Annotated in this window: 14 protein-coding genes and 1 pseudogene; 10 read left to right on the plus strand and 5 right to left on the minus strand. The window is 72.1% G+C overall.

Going from position 1 to position 18,223, the window contains the following annotated elements; all coding sequences use genetic code 11:
• Nucleotides 1-175: 175 nt before the first annotated feature.
• From mtrA to hpf, 5 genes and pseudogenes are all read left to right on the plus strand, one after another.
• Complete coding sequence (mtrA, locus tag ACWD6N_RS01330; protein ID WP_109818783.1) at nt 176-865, plus strand: MtrAB system response regulator MtrA; 690 nt, start codon at nt 176-178, stop codon at nt 863-865.
• A 111-nt stretch (nt 866-976) separates the two neighbouring features.
• Nucleotides 977-2,635 carry an MtrAB system histidine kinase MtrB gene (gene mtrB, locus ACWD6N_RS01335; RefSeq protein WP_387323614.1) on the plus strand — a complete coding sequence of 553 codons (1,659 nt, stop codon included), beginning with the start codon at nt 977-979 and terminating at the stop codon, nt 2,633-2,635.
• Nucleotides 2,636-2,646: 11 nt separating this feature from the next.
• A complete protein-coding gene (locus tag ACWD6N_RS01340) occupies nt 2,647-4,425 on the plus strand; it encodes an LpqB family beta-propeller domain-containing protein (RefSeq protein WP_387323617.1) in 1,779 nt (592 codons plus the stop codon).
• 4 nt (nt 4,426-4,429) lie between these two features.
• Nucleotides 4,430-5,142: pseudogene (locus ACWD6N_RS01345) on the plus strand (ComF family protein).
• Nucleotides 5,143-5,389: 247 nt separating this feature from the next.
• Nucleotides 5,390-6,034, plus strand: a complete 645-nt coding sequence (gene hpf / locus ACWD6N_RS01350; RefSeq protein ID WP_387323449.1) for a ribosome hibernation-promoting factor, HPF/YfiA family — start codon at nt 5,390-5,392, stop codon at nt 6,032-6,034.
• 78 nt (nt 6,035-6,112) lie between these two features.
• On the opposite strand, the gene ACWD6N_RS01355 is transcribed toward hpf, so the two are convergent.
• Both ACWD6N_RS01355 and ACWD6N_RS01360 read right to left on the minus strand, forming a co-directional pair.
• Nucleotides 6,113-7,225 (minus strand): GNAT family N-acetyltransferase, encoded by a 1,113-nt coding sequence (locus tag ACWD6N_RS01355; protein WP_450004342.1) that lies wholly within the window; start codon nt 7,223-7,225, stop codon nt 6,113-6,115.
• Nucleotides 7,222-8,373, minus strand: coding sequence for a GNAT family N-acetyltransferase (locus ACWD6N_RS01360; RefSeq protein ID WP_450004343.1), 1,152 nt, complete (start codon nt 8,371-8,373; stop codon nt 7,222-7,224). Before ACWD6N_RS01360 ends, ACWD6N_RS01355 begins: the two co-directional genes overlap by 4 nt.
• 169 nt (nt 8,374-8,542) lie before the next feature.
• On the opposite strand from ACWD6N_RS01360, the gene secA reads away from it, so the two are divergent.
• On the plus strand, nt 8,543-11,467 hold the full coding sequence (gene secA, locus ACWD6N_RS01365; protein WP_450004344.1) for a preprotein translocase subunit SecA: 2,925 nt from the start codon (nt 8,543-8,545) through the stop codon (nt 11,465-11,467).
• A gap of 346 nt (nt 11,468-11,813) precedes the next feature.
• Here secA and ACWD6N_RS01370 read toward each other — a convergent pair whose 3' ends face one another.
• Both ACWD6N_RS01370 and ACWD6N_RS01375 read right to left on the minus strand, forming a co-directional pair.
• Entirely contained in the window at nt 11,814-12,569 is a 756-nt protein-coding gene (locus ACWD6N_RS01370) for an Rv3235 family protein (RefSeq protein WP_387323461.1), read from the minus strand.
• Between the two features lie 101 nt (nt 12,570-12,670).
• Nucleotides 12,671-12,898: a helix-turn-helix transcriptional regulator gene (locus ACWD6N_RS01375; RefSeq protein ID WP_354962800.1), complete on the minus strand. Its 228-nt coding sequence runs from the start codon at nt 12,896-12,898 to the stop codon at nt 12,671-12,673.
• 216 nt (nt 12,899-13,114) lie between these two features.
• On the opposite strand from ACWD6N_RS01375, the gene ACWD6N_RS01380 reads away from it, so the two are divergent.
• Nucleotides 13,115-13,624 (plus strand): DUF6912 family protein, encoded by a 510-nt coding sequence (locus ACWD6N_RS01380; protein ID WP_387323466.1) that lies wholly within the window; start codon nt 13,115-13,117, stop codon nt 13,622-13,624.
• 18 nt (nt 13,625-13,642) lie between these two features.
• On the opposite strand, the gene ACWD6N_RS01385 is transcribed toward ACWD6N_RS01380, so the two are convergent.
• Nucleotides 13,643-14,695 carry a hypothetical protein gene (locus tag ACWD6N_RS01385; protein WP_450004345.1) on the minus strand — a complete coding sequence of 351 codons (1,053 nt, stop codon included), beginning with the start codon at nt 14,693-14,695 and terminating at the stop codon, nt 13,643-13,645.
• 352 nt (nt 14,696-15,047) lie between these two features.
• Between ACWD6N_RS01385 and pruA the strand changes: the two genes are divergently transcribed.
• The 3 genes from pruA to ACWD6N_RS01400 all read left to right on the plus strand — a co-directional run bounded on the left by pruA (nt 15,048) and on the right by ACWD6N_RS01400 (nt 18,197).
• Nucleotides 15,048-16,676, plus strand: coding sequence for an L-glutamate gamma-semialdehyde dehydrogenase (gene pruA / locus ACWD6N_RS01390; RefSeq protein WP_450004346.1), 1,629 nt, complete (start codon nt 15,048-15,050; stop codon nt 16,674-16,676).
• A gap of 58 nt (nt 16,677-16,734) precedes the next feature.
• Entirely contained in the window at nt 16,735-17,538 is an 804-nt protein-coding gene (locus ACWD6N_RS01395; protein WP_354962804.1) for a tryptophan 2,3-dioxygenase, read from the plus strand.
• A gap of 143 nt (nt 17,539-17,681) precedes the next feature.
• A complete protein-coding gene (locus ACWD6N_RS01400; protein WP_354962805.1) occupies nt 17,682-18,197 on the plus strand; it encodes a PadR family transcriptional regulator in 516 nt (171 codons plus the stop codon).
• The last annotated feature ends 26 nt before the right edge of the window (nt 18,198-18,223 follow it).

The raw sequence follows: 18,223 nt of genomic DNA on the forward strand, positions 1-18,223 counted from the left end.
TGGCGCCGGGCGGCACCGAAGGGGGATCATGGGTAACCCGGCGGGGATCCGTCCGTGCCGGGCCCCGCACCACGTGGCGCCGCCGCGGTTCGCGGTGACACGCTTGCCGGCGGCGCTATCCGTTACCGGCTGACGCCGGTCCCACCGAACTGAACGGGGATGCAATATTAATCCCATGAGAGCCCGGGTACTGGTGGTCGACGACGACCCCGCGCTCGCCGAAATGCTCGGCATCGTGCTGCGTAGCGAGGGCTTCCTGCCCTCGTTCGTGGCCGACGGCGAGCGGGCGTTGGCGGCGTTCCGCGACAGTCGTCCCGATATCGTCCTGCTTGACCTGATGCTGCCTGGGATGAGCGGCATCGACGTGGCACGGTCCATCCGAGCGGAGTCCGGCGTGCCGATCGTCATGCTGACCGCCAAGAGCGACACCGTCGACGTGGTGCTCGGCCTGGAGTCCGGCGCCGACGACTACGTGGTCAAGCCGTTCAAGCCCAAGGAGCTGGTCGCCCGGATGCGGGCCCGGCTGCGCCGGGGCGAGGACGTGGCACCGGAGATGCTGACCATCGGGCCGCCTGGCAACCAGATCACCATCGACGTGCCGGCGCACACGGTGAGCCGCAACGGCGAGGAGGTGAAGCTGACTCCGCTGGAGTTCGACCTGCTGGTCGCGCTCGCCCGCAAGCCGCGTCAGGTCTTCACCCGCGAGGTGCTGCTGGAGCAGGTCTGGGGCTACCGGCACGCAGCCGACACCCGGCTGGTCAACGTGCACGTGCAGCGGCTGCGCGCCAAGATCGAGCCGGACCCGGAGCGGCCGGAAATCATCCTCACCGTGCGGGGCGTGGGCTATAAGGCGGGGACCGGATAACCTGGTCACACTGTGTCAACCTCCCCGCCCCCGCCCCCTCAGACGACGGCTGCCCGCCGGCCGTCCGCCGCCTGGGAGCTCTGGCGTGCGCTGAGCGGGCGGGCCGCCCGGATGGTGGCGCGGGTGCACCAGACCTGGCGCCGCTCGCTCCAGGTGCGGGTGGTGACCATCACGCTGGTCGCCTCCAGCCTGCTGGTCGGGGGTTTCGCGTACCTGATCGCTGACAAGATCACCACCATCCTGCTCGACAGCGCCCGCACCGACGTCCAGCAGCGCGTGAACAGCGGCGCCGGCTACGCGGCCAAGCAGGTCTCCCTGTACGGCCAGCCGCAGGAGGCGCAGCTCCAGGAGACCATCGAGGACACCGTCAACTACCTGGCCGGCGGCGACCCCGAGCAGATCAGTGGTGTGGTGGTGGCGATCACCGCCGACGGCTATCCCAACGTCATCCAGACCCGCACCGCGCCTGCGGCGAACGTCCAGCCGTTGATCAGCCAGGAGCTACGGGCCGCGGTCGCCAGCGGCAAGGTGGCCAGTCAGATCCGCACCGGCCGGCTGACCGGAGAGCCCACCAAATATCTGGTCTACGGCTCGCCGGTGCCCACCCGGTTCGGCCAGATCGAGCTCTACTACCTCGTGCCGTTGACCCGGCAGGACGGCACCGCCGCCGATGCCCGAGCCACCGTGGTGGCCACCGGGGTCGCCCTGGTGATCCTGCTCGGGCTGCTCGCGGCCCTGGTCACCCGGCTGGTGGTCAATCCGGTCCGGGTCGCCGCGCGGACGGCCCAGCGGCTCTCCGCCGGCCTGCTCGACCAGCGGATGGTGGTCAACGGCGAGGACGACCTCGCTCTGCTCGCCGCGTCGTTCAACCAGATGGCGACCAACCTGCAACGGCAGATCCTCCGCCTGGAGGAGATGTCCCGGTTGCAGCGCCGGTTCACGTCCGACGTCTCGCACGAGCTGCGTACCCCGTTGACCACGGTCCGGATGGCCGCCGACCTGATCTTCGCCGAGCGCGACGAGTTCGACCCGGCGGTGGCCCGCAGCGCCGAGCTGCTCCAGGCCGAGCTGGACCGGTTCGAGGAGCTGCTCACCGACCTGCTGGAGATCAGCCGGTTCGACGCGGGCTTCGCCATGCTGGACGCCGAGCCGACCGACCTGGTGCCGGTGGTGCACCGGGTGGTCGACCGGCTCGCCGGCCTGGCCGAGCGCGTGGGCGTCCCGATCGAGTTGGACCTGCCGGGCACGCCGGTGATCGCCGAGGTCGACCCGCGCCGGGTCGAGCGGGTGCTGCGCAACCTGGTCGGCAACGCCGTCGAGCACGGTGAGGCACGTCCGGTGCTGATCACTCTCGGCATCGACGAGACCGCCGTGGCGATCACCGTTCGGGATCGTGGCGTGGGGCTCAAGGTGGGCGAGGAGAAGTTGGTGTTCAACCGGTTCTGGCGGGCGGACCCGTCCCGGGCGCGGCAGACCGGTGGCACCGGTCTGGGCCTGTCCATCAGCCTCGAGGACGCCCGGCTGCACGGCGGTTGGCTGGAGGCGTGGGGTGCGCCCGGGCAGGGCGCGCAGTTCCGGCTCACCCTGCCGGCCCGCGCGGGTGACCGGCTGACCACCTCGCCGCTGCGGCTGGTGCCCGCCGACGCCGCGCTGCCGTTCGGCGGTCCCCGGGACGGCGGCCCCCTGGCCATCGGGCCCGGCGCCGGCGGCACGCTGGCGATCGACCCGGCGCCGGCCGAGGACGGACACCGTGCGGAGGTGCGATCGTGAGGCGCCAGGTCATGGTCGGGGCACTCGGCGCGGCGCTGCTGCTGGGCGGGGGGTGCGGCATCCCGGCGTCGTCCGACGTGCGGGTGGACGGCAAGGGCGGGACCGCGACGGAGGCGGGCAGGGACAACGGCCGTCGCAGCGAGCCGCCGACGCGTACGGCCAGCGGCAGCGACATCGACGCGTTCGTGCGCAACTTCCTGGACGCCGCCGCTGGCGAGCCGGACCGGGCCTACGAGCGGGTCAAGCTGTTCGTCGCTCCGGAGCACCAGACCCAACTGAAGGAGAAGAAGGGCAGCGAGGTCGCGCTGAACGTGGTCCGGCTGCGTGAGGCGGTCTTCACCGGCAACAGCGACTCGACCACCACCGTGAAGATCAAGGTGCAACAGCTCGGCCTGCTGCGGGCCAACGGCACCCTGGCCCCGCCGGTGGCGACCGAGACGGGGTACGAGTTCCGGGTGCGCAGCGCGGCGTTCGGCGGTGACGACGAGCGCGCCGGCCTGTACGTCCTCGACCCGCCGAACGTGCTGCTGCTCAGCGACAATGCCCTCCAGCGGTACTACCAGGACGAGTCGATCTACTTCTGGAGTTCCGACGGCAGCCGTCTGGTGCCCGATCAGCGCTATCTGCCGGCGGCGGTACCGGACGAACGCCGGGTCAACGAGGTGGTGAAGTGGCTGGTCGGTGGCCCGTCCGACTGGCTGCGCCCCGGCGTCGTCGGGCTGCCCGACCGCACCGAGCTGGTCAACAACGCCACCGGCGCGAACAACCGGTGGGAGGTCAACCTGGACATGTCCGGTGACGACCAGACCCAGATCGACCGGTTGATCACCCAGCTGGCCTGGTCGCTGGGCGACCTGCGGGGCGAGCTGGCGCTGAGGATCCGCAACAACTCGCTGCCCGTGCAGGATCTGGACGCGCGCCGAAACTCCGACCAGCTCTACCCGATCACAGACGGCCCGCAGCGGTTCGGCGTCTACGAGGGCGCCATCCGCCCGCTCGACTTCGCTGGCGAGCCCAGCGGCGCCGTGCCGCTGTCGGCCGAGGTCAACCGCAACATCGTTTCCGCGGGCCTCGCGCGGGCCGAGGGCCGGATCCTCGCCGCGATGGTGGTGAACAGCGGCAAGGGCCGGCATCGACTCGCGGTGGGCACCGGCCCCGGGCTCAAACGGAGCGGGAACGACTACGCCTCGATCAGCCGTCCGGTCTGGCTGCGCACGGTCGACTCCCGCCCGGGCCGGGGCCTGGTGGTGGCCGACGGCCGGCTCTACCGCTTCGACGAGGACGCCGGGATGTACCAGGTGCCACTCAACCTGCCCACCGCCGAGGTCACCGCGGTGGCCGCATCGCTGGACGGCCAGCGGGTCGCGTTGATCGCCGGCGGCCGGCTCTACGTCGCCGCGGTCAACCTGGACGGCGGCGGGGTCTCCATCGGCCCGCCCCGGGCGCTCGTCACCTCGCTGACCAGCCTCAGCGCCCTGGACTGGAGCGGGGAGGACCGCCTGGTGGTGGCCGGGTCGGCCGGTCAACCGGCGATCTACGGGCTCAGCGTGGACGGGGCCCTGGAGACGCCGCTGAAGACCGACGTGGGTGCCAAGGTCAACCACCTGACGGCGTACCCGACCAACCGCGAGGTGCCGTCACCCAGCGGGGGATACATGTACGAGGCGAACGGGGTGGCCTACCGCAGCAGCCCGTTCGAGCGGATCGAGGCCGCACGGGTACGGGACATCGCTCCACCGCCGGCCGGGCTCCGCCCGAGCAACCCGTCGGCCCCGTTCTTCCTCTACTGACGTCGTGCGCGGGCTCTGGGCCGACCTTGGCGACCTGGTCCTGCCCACCGACTGCGCGGGCTGTCGGGAGCGTCGGCCCGGTCTGCGGCACGGAATCTGCCCGACCTGCGTGACGGCGCTGGGCGCGCTGCGTCCCCGTCCCGTCCGTCCCACGCCCGCCCCACCGGGCCTGCCGCCCTGCGTCGCTCTCGGCCCGTACGCCGGTCCGCTGCGCGAGGCGCTGCTGGCGTACAAGGAGCACGGCCGGCACGGGCTGGCCCGCCCGCTCGGCGCGTTGCTCGCCGAGGTCGTCGCGGCGGCGGTCGGCGGGGCCCGTCCGCTGGCGTTGGTGGCGGTGCCGGACACCGCGGCGGCGGCCCGGGCCCGCTACGGCGACCACCTGGACCGGCTGGCCCGGCACTGCGCGGCGCGGCTGACCCGGGCCGGCTGGCCGGTCCGGGTGCACCGGCCGCTGCGGGCGCTGCCCCGGCCCGACTCGGTGACGCTGGACAGCGCCGGCCGGGCGGCGGCCGCCGAGGCGGCCTTCCGGCCACGTTCCGGTGCTCGGCGCGGGGGCGGCACCTCGGGCGTGGCGCCCGTCGTCGTGTTGTGTTGCTGGACGACATCGTCACCACCGGGGTCACCCTGGCCGCGGCGGCCCGCGTGCTGGCCGCGACCGGGCAGGCGCCGGGCGTCGCCGCGGTGCTCGCGGCAACCGAGAAGAGACGTCCTTCGTAACCGTTCGTGTTTCCGTTTCACCCGTTGGTGTATGAGCTGCGAAAAATCACCGGCGGTCTCGGCAACATGGGGTGACTGCCGCACGAACACGAGTTAGCGTTTCGCTGTCGGGGGTAGGAGGTCATTCCCACCCGCCCTCGACGGTGAGAGGAGGCGTAGCCGCACTGACCGGTCGACGCCAGCGGGGCTCCCCAGGGCGCGCGGCCGGGTAAACCGGATCGAAGACCGTCCGAACAAGGGAGGTCACGTGGACATCGTGGTCAAGGGCCGAAACGTCGAAGTGCCGGACCATTACCGGGTGCACGTAGCCGAGAAACTCGCAAAGATCGAACGCTACGACCACAAACTCATTCGTGTCGATGTCGAGCTGTTTCACGAGCGCAATCCGCGCCAGGCCGACCACTGCCAGCGGGTGGAGATCACCTGCGTTTCCCGGGGCCCGGTGATCCGGGCCGAGGCGTGCACGAACGACTTCTACAGCGCGCTCGACGCGGCCATCGCGAAGCTCGACACCCGGCTGCGCCGCGCGGCCGACCGCCGCCGCGTACATCGGGGTCGGCACGCGCCGATCTCCGTCGCCGCCGCCACCGCCGGCCTGCCGGTCGAGGACCTGGTGGCCGCCCCGTTGAGCGGGCCGGGTGACGGGGCCCGGTCCGGCACGGCCCTCGTGGAGCGGGTCGAGGACGAGCACGACGGGCAGCCGTGGCACATCGCCCGGGAGAAGGTGCACCCGGCGGAGCCGATGACCATTGACGACGCGCTCTTCGAGATGGAACTGGTCGGCCACGACTTCTACCTGTTCCAGGACAAGGTGTCCGGCCGCCCCAGCGTCGTCTACCGCCGGCACGCCTACGACTACGGCATCATCTCCCTCGCCATCGACCGGCCCTGACCCAGGTTGATCATGGAGTTGTGGTGGGCGCGGCGACCGCGAAACGGTGCGGACCGCCCACCACGACTCCGTGATCTGTCAGCGGAGGTCGGCGGGTAGCAGGGCGAAGGTCAGGTCGTCGAGGCGGGTGCCGGCCAGGCCGGGGAGCCGGGCACGCTGCAAGGCTTCGCGGTGGAAGCCGACCCGCTCCAGCACACGGTGGGACGCGGTGTTCTCCGGCACGGTGCCGGCGGTCAGCCGAGCGATACCGGCCGGCCCAAACGCCCAGCCGGCGAGCAGCCGGACGGCCCGGGTCGCGTAACCCCGGCCCCGCCAGTCGGGCAGCAACGCATAGCCCAGCGACGCCTCCCCGCTGGCCACATCCGTGTACGACAACCCGCAACTGCCCGCCGGCTCGCCGGTGGCCAGGTCGGTGATCAGCAGTCGGGCGATGTCGCCGGTCAGCCACCCGCTCTCCGCGAGCCGACAGCGCCGCTCGATCGCGGCCCGTTCCGGCGGCACCGGTGGCGCCTGGTTCGCCACCACCTCGGGCCGGCTGTGCAGCCGGTACATCAGCTCGGCGTCGTCCGGGGCGAGTCGGCGCAGCGCCACCACCTGGTCGGTGAGCACCCCGCCGGGCAGGTCGGGCAGCAGCCGGGCGGTCGGCCCGGGCGGGTCGCCGGCGAGGCGTACCCAGGCCAGCAGGTCGCGCCGGCCGTCGCCCCGGCTCGGGCCGGCCGACCGGCGTACCCCCTCGTAGCGGAAGCCGGCGGCCAGCGCGACCCGTTGGCTGGGCCCGTTCTCCGGATCGGTGAGCAACTCCAGCCGGATCGTCCCGGTGGCGAACGCGTGCTCGCCCAGCGCTCGGGTGGCGGCTGCGGCCACCCCTCGCCCGCGCGCCTCCGGCCGCACCCAGTAGCCGATCTCAGCCTGACCCCGGTCGGGCACCGGGTAGCTCAGCCCGATCCCGCCGAGCAGCCGGTCGGTGGCCGGGTCCGCGACCGCGTACGCCGCGCCGCCCCCGGTCCAGGCCGCCGGGGCACCCGAGCCGATCCACCAGCGGGCGTCGGTTTCGGTGTACGGCGCCGGCAGGCTCGGCACGAACCGCTGGCTCACCGGGTCCGCGCAGCCGGCCACCACGTCGGCGGCGTCATCCGCGCGGAACGGGCGCAGCCGTACCCCGTGCGCCTCGACGACCTGCTGCGGCGTCACGTCAGGTCCTCAGGGAGCAGTGCGGCCACCCAGGCGTCGATCCGCTCGCCCCGGTGCTGCACCCCGCCCCGGGCGGTCCCCTCGAAGGCGAAGCCCGCCTTCTCGGCCACCCGGCGGGAGGCGGTGTTGCCCACGTTCGCTCTCCACTCGATCCGGGCCAAGCCCAGCGTGGTGAAGCCCCACGCGCTCAGCGCGGCCAGCGCGACCGGCATGTAACCCCGGCCGCGGGCCGCCGGGGCGGTCATGAAGCCCACGTCCGCCAGCAGCGGATCCGCGGGGGAGAGCCGCAGGTCGATCGAGCCGGCGTACCGGTCGTCCGGGTCGGCGAGCACGTAGCAGGCGGCGTCTCCCCGGGCCCAGGCCTCCTGGCTGAAGCCGCGGTACCACTGCGCGTCGGCGTGCTCGTACGGGTCCGGCACGGTGGTCCAGCGGACGGTCTCCGGGTCGCGGCAGGTCTCCACGACGGCGCCCAGGTCCTGCTCCTCCATCGGGCGCAGCCGCAGCTCGCCAGGCCCGGCGGTGGCGAACAGGGTGGGCTGCGGGCGGCCGAACACGGCGGCCCGTCGGGCGGCCAGCGTGCCGGGTCCGGCCGGCCCGGTCGAACCCGGCGCCGGCACCTCGCCGGGCAACAGCGACCCGATCCAGCCGTCCGCGCCGCCCTCCGGCGCCGGGTCGGCCAACCGCAGCCGGCCGTCGATCCGGAACCCGGCGCGGAGCGCGACCAGCCGGGAGGCGTGATTGCCCACCTCGGCCTGCCAGATCAGCCGGCGCAACCCCCGCGTGCCGAAGGACCAGCGGGCCACCGCCCGGGCGGCCCGCACGGTCACGCCTCGACCGCGCGCCCACGGCGCCGTCCAGTAGCCGATCTCACCGGTGCCGCCGGCGTCGATGGAGACCAGCCCGCACGAGCCGAGGAGGTCGCCGGTGGCCGGGTCGCACACCGCGAACGGCGCGCCCGTGCCCTCCGCCCAGGCCCGTCCGCTCAGGTCGGTGACGAATCCGTGCGCGTGTTCCGGTCGGTACGGGCGGGGTACGGTGGTCCAGCGCTGGATGTCCGGGTCCTGGCAGGCACGGTGCACCGCGTCGGCGTCGCTGCTTCGCCAGGGCCGCAGCAGCAGGCCGTCCTCGTTGATCTCCACAGGCTCCACCAGTGCATCGTGCCGGAACGTTCGCCAACGGCGTAACCGGATAACGTCCCGGTCCGCACCCGCTACGCGAGTTATGTCGGGTTCGGCGGGGTGGACCACCGCCACCAGTGACCATCGCGCCGATGGAGCGCCTACGATGGTTCGAGACTGTCTAGGGGAGCGTTGATCCGTGTCGATTCTGGAAAAGGTCCTTAACGCGGGCGAGGGCCGCATGGTGCGCCGGCTCAAGGCCATCGCCGCCGCCGTCAGCTCGATCGAGGACGACTACGTCAACCTCACCGACGAGGAACTGCGGGGCATGACCGAGCAGTTCCGCGAGCGGCTCGCCGACGGGGAGACCCTCGACGACCTGCTGCCGGAGGCGTTCGCGGTGTCCCGCGAGGCGGCCGCCCGGGTGCTCGGCCAGCGGCCGTACGACGTCCAGGTGATGGGCGGCGCGGCGCTGCACTTCGGCAACATCGCCGAGATGAAGACCGGTGAGGGCAAGACGCTGACCTCGGTCATGGCCGTCTACCTCAACGCGCTCTCCGGCGACGGCGTGCACGTGATCACGGTCAACGACTACCTCGCCCAGCGCGACGCGGCCTGGATGGGCCGGGTGCACGAGTTTCTCGGGCTGACCGTCGGCGTGGTGCTGCCCAACCGGCCGGCCAGCGAGCACAAGGCCGCGTACGAGTGCGACATCACCTACGGCACCAACAACGAGTTCGGCTTCGACTACCTGCGCGACAACATGGCCTGGTCGAAGGACGAGCTGGTGCAGCGCGGGCACAACTTTGCGGTGGTCGACGAGGTCGACTCGATCCTGATCGACGAGGCGCGTACCCCGCTGATCATCTCCGGCCCGGCCGAGCACTCGGCCCGCTGGTACGGAGAGTTCGCCGGCGTGGTGGCCCGGCTCCAGCCCGGCACCGACGGCGAGGGCGACTACGAGGTCGACCACTCCAAGCGCACCATCGCGGTCACCGAGCGCGGTGTAGCCAAGGTCGAGGACCGGCTCGGCATCGACAACCTGTACGAGTCGGTGAACACTCCGCTGGTCGGCTACCTCAACAACGCCATCAAGGCCAAGGAGCTCTACAAGCGCGACAAGGACTACATCGTCAGCGACGGTGAGGTCCTGATCGTCGACGAGTTCACCGGTCGCATCCTGCACGGCCGCCGTTACAACGAGGGCATGCACCAGGCGATCGAGGCCAAGGAGGGGGTGGAGATCAAGCAGGAGAACCAGACCCTGGCCACCATCACCCTCCAGAACTACTTCCGCCTCTACAGCAAGCTGTCCGGGATGACCGGTACGGCGCAGACCGAGGCGAGCGAGTTCAACAAGGTCTACAAGGTCGGCGTCGTGACCATCCCGACCCACCGCCCGATGGTCCGCGAGGACCGGCCGGACGTCATCTACAAGACGGAGAAGGCCAAGTTCAACGCGGTCATCGAGGACATCGCCGAGCGGCACCAGATGGGTCAGCCGGTGCTGGTCGGCACCGTCTCGGTGGAAAACTCCGAGATCCTCTCCCAGCTGCTGCGCCGGCGGGGCATCCCGCACAACGTGCTGAACGCCAAGTTCCACGCGCGGGAGGCCGAGATCGTCGCCCAGGCCGGGCGTAAGGGCGCGGTCACCGTGGCCACCAACATGGCCGGCCGTGGCACCGACATCCTGCTCGGCGGCAACGCCGAGTTCCTCGCCGCGAACGATCTGCGCCAGCGCGGCCTCGACCCGCTGGAGAACGAGGACGAGTACGCCAAGGCGATGGAGGAGGTCCTGCCCACGTGGAAGCAGGCCTGCGACGCCGAGGCGGACGAGGTCACCGCCGCTGGTGGCCTGTACGTGCTGGGCACCGAGCGGCACGAGTCGCGGCGGATCGACAACCAGCTGCGCGGTCGCGCCGGCCGGCAGGGTGACCCGGGCGAGTCCCGCTTCTACCTGTCGCTGCAGGACGAGCTGATGCGGCGCTTCCGGGCCGGTGCGGTCGAGGCGGTGATGGAGCGCTTCAACATCCCGGAGGACGTGCCCATCGAGTCGAAGATGGTCACCCGGCAGATCAAGAGCGCCCAGGCCCAGATCGAGGGTCAGAACGCCGAGATCCGTAAGAACGTGCTCAAGTACGACGAGGTGCTCAACAAGCAGCGCCAGGTCGTCTACGCCGAGCGGCGCCGCGTGCTCAACGGCGAGGACCTCTCTGAGCAGGTCCGCAACATGATCGACGACACCGTCGAGGCGTACGTGCGGGGTGCCACCTCCGAGGGCTACGGCGAGGACTGGGACCTTGAGCAGCTCTGGTCCAGCCTCAAGCAGCTCTACCCGGTCGGCGTGACGATCGAGGAGTTGGAGGAGGAGGCCGGCGGCTCCCGGGCCGGCATGGACGCCGACTTCCTGGTTGCCCGCCTCAAGGAGGACGCGAACGCCGCGTACGACCGCCGTGAGGAGCAGGTCGGCACCGAGGGGGTGCGCCAGCTCGAGCGGATGGTGCTGCTCCAGGTGATCGACCGCAAGTGGCGCGAGCACCTCTACGAGATGGACTACCTCCAGGAGGGCATCAACCTTCGGGCGTACGCCCAGCGCGACCCGGTGGTGGAGTACCAGCGCGAGGGCTTCGACATGTTCGCCACCATGATGGACGGCATCAAGGAGGAGACGGTCGGCTTCCTCTACAACGTCGACGTCCAGGTGACCGAGCCGGAGCCGGCCGCGGAGTCGGAGGAGGTCACGCTGCTCGACAAGCCGGTCGAGATCCGGGCGAAGGGCCTCAACCGCGCGCCGCAGCGGCAGGGCCTGCAATACTCCGCCCCCACCATCGACGGTGAGTCCAGCCCCGGTGCGGTGGCTGTCGAGCAGGCCGAGCAGCAGGCCCCGGCGCTCGGTGTGGGTCGACCGGCCCCGGGTGCCCCGGCGGCGCCGGGGCGGACGGCTCCGTCGGCTCCGCAGCGGCCGGCTTCCGGGCTGCGTGGCCCGGCGGTCCCGTCGGCCGCCGCCCGACGGCCCGCGCCGAACCAGGCGGAGGCCAGCAACGGCCCGTCCCGCAACGCGCCGTGCCCGTGTGGCTCGGGCCGCAAGTACAAGCGCTGCCACGGCGCCCCCAACGGCGGCTGACCGACAGCACCTCGACGGGCCCCGGCCAATCGGCCGGGGCCTGTTCGTGTCCCCGGACCCCGCGTGTGCCCGTCCGGCGCGCCATGGCTCGGCTTCCCGGGGCGACCTGTTCCTGATGAGCGTTATACCTGTGAGTCATATCTATGACTCACAGGTATAGCCCTCTTTCGGCACACGACTGCCGGACGGTGGCCACGGAAAAGTCGGGTGTCAGCAGTCTGCCGACGACCCGATTTCCGGTAAACCGGGGCGATCATCTGGTCTGTAGCCCGTGGCCGGCGGCACGCAGGCAGGCGCCGGCCTGCGCGCGTGCGGTCCCGAGGCGTCGCGGTGTCGGAGGTGCGGGTCAGAGGACCTGGAGGGCGGTGCAGAGCCAGCGGCCCCGGAGGTGTTCCAGGCGCAGCGCCATCGCCCAGCTGTGGCCGCCCGCGCCGGTGAGCACCGCGGCAGCATCTACCGCGGCCTCCCGGGGCTCACAGGCTCGCAGCCGGCGCAGCCGGACCACCGGTCGCTCGGCACGGCGGCGGGAAATCCCGGCTCGCCCCGGCTGCCCGACCCTCTCGGCGGCACCGACTCGCCCCTCAACACCGACTCGCCCCTCAACACCGGCCCGCCCGGAGACGCTGGCCCGCCGGGACCCATCGGTCCGCCCGGAGGCATCGGTCCGCCCGGAGGCAGCGTCCGAGCCGGAGGCGGTGGCCCGGGCTCGCCTTGTGGCGCGGGCCAGCTCGGTGAGCAGGTCACCGGCCCGGGCCGGGTCGAGCAGGGGTCGCAACTGCGCCGGCGAGCGGTAGCCGTTGACCACCTCCAGGCAGGTGTCGACGAAGCGGTGCGCGACCCGGATCGACTCCGGGGTGGTCGCCGGCGGCGAGGGCGGAACCGGGTGGATGCCGGGCCGCGCCGGCACCCGGCGGAGGGCGGCGCGGCGGTCCGGCGGCCGGACCGGGTCCGGCCTGGTCGAGGCGAACAGGTCGAGGGCGAGCTGGCCGTGGGTCGGTGGCCAGTACGCCCCGTCGGCCTCGTCGGCGTACGGAGGGTCGATGGGCGGGACGGGGCGCAGCCGCACGGGTGGCCGGGACGGACCGGATCGCGATTCACTCATCGCTGCCCCTTCTGATCTTGCGTTTGCCTTCGTTTGCCTTCGACTCACTCAACTCCGGGCCATGGAACGGCCTCGGTCAATGGCACAGCGGATAGCGGTGGCTACTCGGTGTCGCGGTCGACGAGCGGGTTGCCGCGGACCCAGTCGGCGGTCTCGGCGTACTTGTGCGCGATGTACTCCTCCAGCCGCGCGCGCTCGACCCGCCACTGGCCACGACCACCGATCTTGATCGCCGGCAGCTCCCCGCTGCGCACCATGTGGTAGACCTGCGAGTCCGACACGTTCAGCTCGGCGGCGACGTCGGAGAGCAGCAGGAACCTCGGCTCCACAGGAACTCCCGGGGTTGTTGTCGTTTGCCTCAGTTTGCCATCGACAGCCCGGACCGCCCAGCACCCCTACGGCCCGGCGACGAGCCAGGCGTGGCGGGACACACCGGCGGGGAACTTCCACCGGCTGGATGCGAGGTGTATGACGGTCACGGCGTGCGGCATGATCTGCGCCCGTGCCGGCGGCCGCCGGTGGAGGACTGAGCGGGGAGACGACCGGTGACCGACGAGCTTGTCCGGGTGTACGTGCCGGCGACCGTACCGATGCTGGCCCACCTGCGTGAGCAGGGGCTGACCGCCGACCAGGCGCACGCGGTGACCCCGGCGCTGCGCGAGTGGTACGCCGAGGGCGATGAGGAGGAGTTGGAGTACGTCGCGTTCACCCGGGCCGCCCAGGACGCGCTGCACCTGCTCCGCGCCGATCCGGCCGCGCCCCGCCGCCGGGTCGTCATCTCGGCCGACCTGCCGCGCGCCGCGCTCGGGCGCGGTGATGGTGAGCTGGGTTCCAGCACGGTGACGTTGGCCGACGCGGTGCCGGCGGGCGCCGTCGCGGCGATCCACGTGGACGGCACGGACGCGGTCGAGGAGGTCGCCGCCGCGGCCGACGTGGTGGCCGAGGCCGCCGCCGGTGACCCGGACGCCCAGTTCACCGTCGACGGCGCCGAGGACCACGAGCTGGAGTGGTACGACGTGAGCGAGCTGGACCAGCTGCTCCGGTCCGCCGGCTGAGCCGGACGCCGGCCGGGGTCAGCGGGCCCGGTCCACCTCGGCCGGGTCCGCGTCGTCCGCGTCGGCGTCCAGTGCGGGGGAGTCGTCGGCCGCAACGGGTTCGTCGTCGGGCCGAGCCGGGCCGAGCGTGCGGCCGAACGCGATGAGCGCGGTCAGCGCGCCCACGAAGAGCACCCAGATGCCGTTGTCCACCCGCGAGGTGCCCAGCGAGGTCTGCGCCACCGCGTCCGCCTCGCTCAGCGCGCCGGCCAGGTCGAGCAGCGACCGTCCACCGATCCGGATGATCACCTCGGCGAGCAGCAGGAGCAGCCCCGGCCCTGCCCCGGCGAGCAGGTACGCGGGCCAGCGCAGCGCCGGCGCGCCGGGATCGCGCCGCACGGCCTGTCGTCGTGCCCAGCGCAGGTAGCCGAAGGCGAGCAGCCCGGCCAGTAGGCCGGCGGCGAGCGACTCGGTGCGCGACACCCACTTCGCCGCGTTGACCAGCGACTCCTGGCTGTCGCCCGCGCCGAAGAGGTCGAAGAGCGGGTCCCGGGCGCGGCTGAACACGACCACGAAGACCAGAGTGCCCAGCGCGGCGGCCGTCGCCGCGCCGACCGCCGGTGCCGTCCGCGCGCCGGCCACCGCGCCACCGATGATCGCCGCAGCCGCGGTGGTGCCCGCGATCACGTTGGTGGTCGAGGTGTCGAAGTAGGTGAGGTTGATCGCGAGCGCGGCGGCCAGGCCGACCACCATCCCCGCCCCGATCGCGCCGACGAAGCGCAGGGTGACCCCGTCGCCGTACCGGCGGGACAGCAGGTTGCCGAAGGCCAGGGCGACGGCCGCCCCGGCCACCAGCGCGGCGGAGATCACGCCGGGCAGGGCGAACGCGGAGAGGCTGATCGCGGTGACCCCGGCCGCCGACGAGGCGATGGCCTCCCGGGTCGACCAGAGCATGGCGGCCAGCCAGCCGAGCGCCAGCAGCGCGAGCACGGCGGCGCCGGGCGCGGCCACGGGCCGACCGCTGGGGATGGCCGGGTCGACCGCCGGCTCGTCCGACTCCGCGGCCGGGACGCGGCCGGGCTGCTTGGTCATCGTCTCCCCTTCGAGGCGGCAGGTCACCGACCATTCAGGGTACGCGGGCCCGATGGACCTTCCGCCGTCACGGGACGGCCGCGACCGGTGCCGACCGGCGCGGCTCACGCCGGACGGGTGCCCGCTGTCCGGGCCGGCTCACCCGCCCGCGTCTCATCGGTAAGGAGAGGAGGGGTGGGGCGGTCCTTGGCGGGACGGCGGTGGTGGAGGTGAGGCGGGCACCCCAGCATGGAAGAATCGTGGGAGGTCCCGCCGCAGCTCGGCCCTCCCGTGCGGCGTCCGGTGTTCGACCGTCCGGTCGGTGCCCGCGGGTCCGGTTTCGCCACCGCTGTCGAGATCGCCAGGAGCCTTGATGGATGCCGTGTTCTCCGTACCCGAGCCGCGCAACGAGCCGGTTCGCAACTACGAGCCGGGCAGCCCCGACCGGGACCGGCTCCAGCGGCGGCTGACCGAGCTCGCCGCCGAGCGGATCGACCTGCCGATGACCATCGGCGGTGAGCAGCGGATGGCCGCCGGCGACCCGATCAACGTCGTGCAGCCGCACAAGCACGCGCACGTGCTCGGTGTGACGGCGCACGCCACCCACGACGACGCCCGCGCCGCGATCAAGGCGGCCAAGGACGCCGCCCCGATGTGGCGGGCGCTGCCGTTCGAGGAGCGCGCCGCGATCTTCCTGCGCGCCGCCGAGCTGCTCGCCGGTCCGTGGCGGGACACGCTCAACGCCGCCACCATGCTCGGGCAGTCGAAGACCGCGATCCAGGCGGAGATCGACGCGGCCTGCGAGTTCATCGACTTCCTCCGGTTCAACGTGCACTTCGCCCGGCGCCTGCTCGAGGAGCAGCCCAGCTCCTCGCCCGGCGTCTGGAACCGCTTGGACCACCGCCCGCTGGAGGGCTTCGTCTACGCGGTCACCCCGTTCAACTTCACCGCCATCGCCGGCAACCTGCCCTCGGCACCGGCGCTGCTCGGCAACACGGTGATCTGGAAGCCGGGCCCGACCCAGCAGTTCGCCGCGCACTTCACCATGCGGCTGTTCGAGGCCGCCGGCCTGCCGCCCGGCGTGATCAACATGGTCACCGGCCGGGGCGAGGAGGTCTCGGACGTCGTGCTCGCCGACCCGGACCTGGCCGGCATCCACTTCACCGGTTCGACCAAGGTCTTCCAGCAGCTGTGGCGGACCGTCGGCGACAACATCGCCCGCTACCGGGGCTACCCCCGTCTGGTCGGCGAGACCGGCGGCAAGGACTTCGTGGTCGCGCACACCAGCGCCGACGTGGACGCCCTGCACACCGCGCTGATCCGCGGCGCCTACGAGTACCAGGGCCAGAAGTGCTCGGCGGCCTCGCGGGCGTACGTGCCGCGCTCGCTCTGGGAGGGTGGCCTGCGGGACCGGCTGGCCGCCACCGCCGACTCGCTCACCTACGGCGACGTGGCCGACTTCAGCAACTTCGGTGGCGCGGTGATCGACGACAAGGCGTTCTCGCGGCACACCGCCGCGCTGGAGCTGATCGCCGGTGACGACACCTGCCGGGTGCTGGCCGGCGGCACCGCCGACGACTCGGTCGGGTACTTCGTCCGGCCGACGCTCTTCGAGTGCAGCGATGCCGCCCACGAGACCTTCACCACCGAGTACTTCGGGCCGATCCTGGGCGTGCACGTCTTCGACGACGCCCGTTTCGACGACGTGGTCGCGCAGGCCGAGTCGATCGCCCCGTACGCGCTGACCGGGTCGGTTTTCGCCACCGACCGTCGGGTGGTCGACGCGGTCGGTGAGCGGATGCGGTACGCGGCCGGCAACTTCTACATCAACGACAAGCCCACCGGCGCGGTCGTCGGGCAGCAGCCCTTTGGTGGCGCCCGGGCCAGCGGCACCAACGACAAGGCGGGGTCCTGGCTCAACCTGGTGCGCTGGGTGTCGCCGCGGACGATCAAGGAGACCTTCGTGCCGCCGACCGACCACACGTACCCCCACATGGGCTGAGAGGCGGTCGACCGCCGGCGGCGCGCGTGGCGCTGCCGCCGGCGGTAGCCTGGCCGGGGTGACGCACCCCACCCCCGCGCCCGACCCTCGCTTCGGCGAGCAGGGCGGCCTGCTCACCTACAGCGACTACCTTCGGTTGGCCGACCTGCTCGCCGCGCAGGTGCCGGAGTCCGACCCGGCCTCCCACGACGAACTGCTCTTCATCACCATCCACCAGGTGTACGAGCTGTGGTTCAAGCTGCTGCTCGCCGAGCTGTCCGACGCCCGGGACCGCATGCTGGCCGGCGAGACGTACCTGCCCCGGGTGCGGCTGGAACGCTGCCACGTGGTGGAGCGGGTGCTGGTCGGGCAGGTCGACGTGATCGACACGATGACGCCGCAGGACTTCCTGGCCTTCCGCACCAAGCTCGCCCCGGCCAGCGGGTTCCAGTCGGTGCAGTTCCGGGAGATCGAGTTCCTCTCCGGGCTCAAGGACCCGGATTTCCTTCATCGGTTCCGCCGGTTGCCGCCGGCCGAACGGGACCGACTGGAACGGCGACTGGTCGAGCCGAGCCTCTGGGACGGCTTCCTGGCCGTGCTCGCCCGGGCCGGGTTCCCGGTCGGCGACGCCGAGGCGCGCTTCGCGGCGTACGCCAGGATCGCCGCGGACCGGGAGCGGTTCGGGCCGCTCTGGGACCTCGCGGAGGCGCTGGTCGCCCACGATCAGGCATTTTCCCTGTGGCGAGCCCGGCACGTGCTGATGGCCGAGCGGCAGATCGGCACCAAGCCGGGCACCGGCGGGTCGGCGGGCGGCGCCTACCTGCGGTCCCGGGTGGAGACGCGTTTCTATCCGGAGTTGTGGGAGCTGCGCAGCCGGCTCTGACCGGGTCGGCGCGACCGGTCCGCGCAATCCATCGATGGTCCTCAATGGACTGTCTGCGACCGACAGTGCACATAGGAAGTCCTGTCGGGTGGCAAACCGGCAAATCCTGGACGCCGGGAGCGCAAAGTGGCAGCGTAGTGGGCATGGCGGATTCCGGAGTCAACCCCACGGCGGCGGCCCTGCTCGGGCTGCTGCACGAGGGTCCCATGACAGGTGGCCAGTTGATGGCCGCCGCTGAGCGTCGGCTGGCGCCGTACTGGTCGATGACCCGCAGTCAGGTCTACCGCGAGTTGCCGGTGCTGGCCGAGCGGGGTTTTGTGCGGCTCGGCAAGCCCGGGCCGCGGATGAGTCAGCCGTACTCGCTCACCGCCAGCGGGAAACGGACATTTTCCCGCTGGTTGACGGAGAACCCGGGGCGGGACACCATCCGCAACCCGATAGCGCTCCGGATGGCCTTCGGCGAGTTGCACTCCGCCAGCCAGCTCAAGGGCCTGTACGCCTCCGCCAACGAATACCACACGGAGGCCCTCGCCCAGGTGCGGGAACAGGTGAAGAACGCCAAACGGGACGGGGAGACGTACGACGCCAGCGCGCTGGAGTTCGCCGTCGCCTACCACCGCGCGGCCCTGTCGTGGCTGAAGTCCGCCCCCGTCGGGTGACGATCGGCGGGTTCACGCATACGGAA

It is taken from the genome of Micromonospora sp. NPDC005163 (assembly GCF_053599835.1).